Annotated in this window: 3 protein-coding genes; all 3 read right to left on the minus strand. The window is 72.6% G+C overall.

Annotated features, from left to right (window positions below; translation table 11 throughout):
- The coding region (locus NS354_RS12760) for an FAD/NAD(P)-binding protein (protein ID WP_058594815.1) at positions 1 to 2,099 on the minus strand (2,099 nt) is incomplete at its 3' end.
- On the minus strand, positions 2,096 to 3,145 hold the full coding sequence (locus tag NS354_RS12765) for a transporter substrate-binding domain-containing protein (protein WP_058594816.1): 1,050 nt from the start codon (positions 3,143 to 3,145) through the stop codon (positions 2,096 to 2,098). The genes NS354_RS12765 and NS354_RS12760, both read right to left, overlap by 4 nt.
- Positions 3,146 to 3,207: 62 nt before the next feature.
- On the minus strand, positions 3,208 to 4,134 hold a 927-nt coding region (locus NS354_RS12770; protein ID WP_058594817.1), incomplete at its 5' end, for an ABC transporter substrate-binding protein.

Below are 4,134 nucleotides of genomic sequence, written 5' to 3' on the forward strand. Positions count from 1 at the left end.
AACGGCAGCGCGTCGATGCCCGGCCGCGTGAACGCGCCCCCGGTGAGGCCCGCCACGAACGGCCCGAGGGCGAACTGCCGGGAGGATCCCGGCACGCGCCCGCCCGGCCCGACCTCGATCAGGCCCGTGCCCTCGGCTCCGGTCTCGTCGACGACGGCGAGCTCCCGCAGCTGCCCCGACGCGACGAGCTGACGCAGCAGCGGATTGTCGCTCCGCGACGCCCGCGCCTCGGGCAGCCACGCATCGATGAGTGCGCGCGCGCTGACCGCGGTGGTCGCCGAGACGGGGACGCCCTCCCCCGCTCCGCGCAGCACCGCGGACCCGGTCGCCGTGAACACACCGCGCTCGGCGTCGGCTTCGACCCTCACATCCGCACCGAGGAACCGCACGACGCCCGCCTCCGCCAGCGCGATCAGCTCCTCGAGGCGGTGCCCGGGCGGGCCGCTCGCGAGATAGCTGAAGTACGCGAACCAGCGCCCGGGAAGGTCGCGCGTGCGGCTGCGAGCGTTCCACCGCTCGGGTGCCACCTCGGCGAGCGCGAGGAAGGCGTACAGCCCGGTCATGAAGAGCGCCTGCGTCGCGCTGTGCTCGGGCCGCGTGCGCAGCCGCAGGTCCGCGGCGATGTGCGCGAGCACCCGCTGCTGCACCGCATCGGCACCGTCCGCATCGGCCGCATCGGCGTCCGCACCCGCGGCATCTGCACCCTCGGCGTCCGCATCCGCGATGCGAGCGGCGGCGAGTGCTTGCTCGAAGGCGGCCGCCTCCGATCCCTCGGGCGGGAACGCGAGCGGCCGATCGAAGGCGGCGAGGTCGAGGCGGTCGTCGGGATCGGGCACGTGCGCCCGCACCAGTTCGGCGAGCTCGGGCGAGGCGAACCCCTGCGGCTGCGCCAGCACCGCGCGCAGCCGGGCTTCGAACCGCTCCCACGGAGCGGATACCCGCGTCGGGTGGCCGGTGCAGAGCTCCCGATAGTAGCCGGTGAGCAGCTCCGCCGCGACGAGCGGCCAAGCATCGCGAACGAAGTCGAGGGGCTCGGTGCGGGCAGCCGTCGCCTCCCGGAAGGGCGCGCCCAGGTAGGCGAGCTCGACCGGATCACCCTGCAGGCGACTCGTCACCTTGGAGCGGTAGGGCACGCCGCGACGCGAGCCCAGGTGCAGCACGGGCTCGCGTCCGCTGGGCAGGTAGCGGAGCGAGCCGTCCGGTCGAGTCTCGAATCGACCGCCTCGCCCGCCCGTGAGCATGACGGCGAGGTCGATCGCCGCGAGCCCCAGGCCGCGCACGATCACATCGGAGCCGGCCGGCAGGTGGTCGAGGTCGAGGTCCGCGGTGAACGCCGGGGCGACGTACTCGAGACCGTGCGCGCCTGCGAAGTCGGCGAGCCGCACGGATTCCTCCGACGGATCGGTGCCGTTGTGCCCGAGCGCGAAGATCACGATGTCGGCTGCGAGCGCGTCGCCCGAGGCGAGCCGCACGATCTGCCGATCCGCCCCGCCGCCCCACGCCGCCCCGTCGCCGGGCTCCGCGGCATCGCCGCTATCGGCAGTATGGCCGGGCTCCGCGGCATCGCCGCCCTGCCCGGGGCCGCGCTCGGCCCGCTCGACCGCGACCGCGGTGTCGCGCACCCACTCGACCGATACCCGATCCGAGGCGCGCCGCACCGTCTCCGCGAACACCCACGAGAGGTAGGCGTGGTTGAGGCGGCGCGTGGGGAAGTCGCGGTCGCCGATCTCCGCGATCTCCCGTTCGAGCGCGGGGTCGGCCCAGTCGGGTGCCGCGATGCTCCCCGCGCGCACGGCGCGCACCCACTCGGCGAGCGAGGGGCCCGGCACGACGGGGCCGTCGATGCTGCTCGACGCGTCGGTGAAGCAGGCGACGTCTTCGAGCATCGAGTTCAGCTTCAGCAGGGGCGACTGATCCCGCCGCCAGATGCGGCCGCCGCCGGGGCGGTGCGGATCGACGAGGCGCACGCCGATCCGCTGCTCGGGGTCGCGGTGCGCGTGGTTCGCCGCCAGGCGTTCGAGCGTCATGATCGCTGCGGGCCCGGCCCCGATGCACACGACGGAGACGGCTGCGGCGTCGGATCGCTGCGACGGGCTCATGGCTTCGGCAGCCCGGGCGGGTTGATGAGCGACTCGGGCACGGCCTCTTCGGTCTGCCCCCACCGTTCGAGCACGGCGTCGTACTGCCCGTGCTCCATGAGCGAGGCGATCACGAGCTGCACGGGTTCGACGAGACCGTTGCCTTTCGCCGTGACTGCACCGATCTGGCCGTCGACGGGATAGGCGCTGTTGAACTTGCCGACGATGCGGGTCTCGCCGAGCGTCTGCTCCCGGAACGCGGCGAGCGCGTACGGCTCGATGCTCGCGTCGGCCCGCCCCGAGGTGAGTGCGAGCAGCCCGGCGGCCGAATCGTCGTAGTAGACCGGTTCGCCCGCGTCGATGCCGGCCGCGTCGTTCTGCGCGAACCAGTCGAGCAGGTACTGCTCCTGATTGGTGCCGCTGCCGACGATCACGCGCAGTCCCGAGACGTCTGCGGGCTCCGCGATCTCCGAGATCTCTGAGTCCGCGGCGACACTGAACGCCATCACGGCATCGCGGTACGTGGCGAAGTCGAACAGCTCCTTGCGCTCCTCGGTGACCCCGATGTTGATGAGGGCGAGATCGTACTTGCCCGATTCGACGCCGAGCGGCCAGTCGGCCCAGGCGACGTTCTCAGGGGTGTACTCGAGCCCGAGCCCCTCGGAGATGAGCGACGCGAAGTCGGCGTCGCTGCCGATGATCGTCTGGGCGTCGTCCTCGGCGAAGAACGAGGTGGGCGGGGCTCCGGCGCCGAGGATCGCCACGGTCAGCCGCCCGGGCTGCACCGGCTCGAACCCGCTCGCCTCGAGCGCCTCGACGGCCTCGGGGATCGCCTCGATGTGCGGACGGGTGTCGAGGTTCGCGGTCGTGAGATCGAACGCGGCCTCGGTCGTCGCGGGGCCGGCGCCCTCGGGCGCGGCCCCGGATCCGGATCGCTCGTCGTCGCTGATCACCGCCGAGCAGGCGGTGAGCGCGAGCGCCGATGCGGCGAGGAGGCCGAGGGCGGCGAGGCGGCGCCGCGGTGAGCGGGCTCCCGACTCGGGCGTGGCGGAAGGTGCGTGGGTCATGAGTTCTCCAGTGGTGCGCCGCGCGGTGCGGCGCGGCTGAGGTGTGCGAGGCGGGGCGTGCGCTACGGGCGGGGCAGGCCGGCCGGGTTGACGAGCGACTCGGCGACCGCCTCGTCTTCGAGATCCCAGCGCGCGAGCGCCTCCGCGTAGGTGCCGTCCTCGATGATGGAGTTGAGCACGATCGCTACGGGATCGATGAGGCCGTTGCCCTTCGCCGTGGTGACGCCGATCTGCGCGTTCTCGGGGTAGCCGCCGTTGAGGGTGCCGACGACCTTCGACTCGCCGCCCACGGCGGCGACGTACGATGCGGTGGGGTTCGGCCCGAAGATGGCGTCGACGCGGCCCGAGACGAGCGCCAGCTGACCTGCGGCGTTGTCGTCGTAGTACACCGCCTCGCCCGGCTCGAGACCGTTCCGCTCGTTCTCGGCGAACCAGTCGAGCAGGATCTTCTCCTGGTTGGTGCCGCTCCCGACGACGACGGTGAGACCCGCGACGTCCTCGGGGCCGTCGATGGAGTCGATCTCGCTGTCGGCGGCGACCGAGAACGCCAGCACGTCGTTGCGGTGCGTCGCGAAGTCGAAGAGGTCCTTGCGCTCCTCCGTGACGGTGACGTTCGACACCACGACGTCGTACTTGCCCGATTCGACGCCGAGCGGCCAGTCGGCCCAGGCCACGTTCTCGGGGGCGTACTCGAGCCCGAGTCCGTCGGCGACGAGGTTCGCGATGTCGGGCTCGATGCCGAGCAAAGTCGCGTTGTCGTCTTCGGCCAGGAAGCCGAGCGGCGCCTCGTACGCGGAGTGCGCGACGGTGAGCTTGCCCTCCTGCACGGGATCGAAGCCGCTCTGCTCGAGCGCCTCGACCGCCTCGGGAACCGGGTCGATGTGCAGGCGCTCGTCCGCGTTCGCGCTCGTCAGGTCGAAGGGCGAACCGGCGCCGTCGGCGCCGGTCGTCGCGGCGGGCTCGGCGTTCGCCTGATCCTCGGTGACGAC

This window comes from Leucobacter chromiiresistens, from assembly GCF_001477055.1.
Lineage (GTDB): Bacteria > Actinomycetota > Actinomycetes > Actinomycetales > Microbacteriaceae > Leucobacter > Leucobacter chromiiresistens_A.

Bases quoted from the DNA above. Each gene is read 5' to 3' on its own strand.
- NS354_RS12765 (WP_058594816.1), bottom strand. From the start codon at position 3,145: ATGACCCACGCACCTTCCGCCACGCCCGAGTCGGGAGCCCGCTCACCG.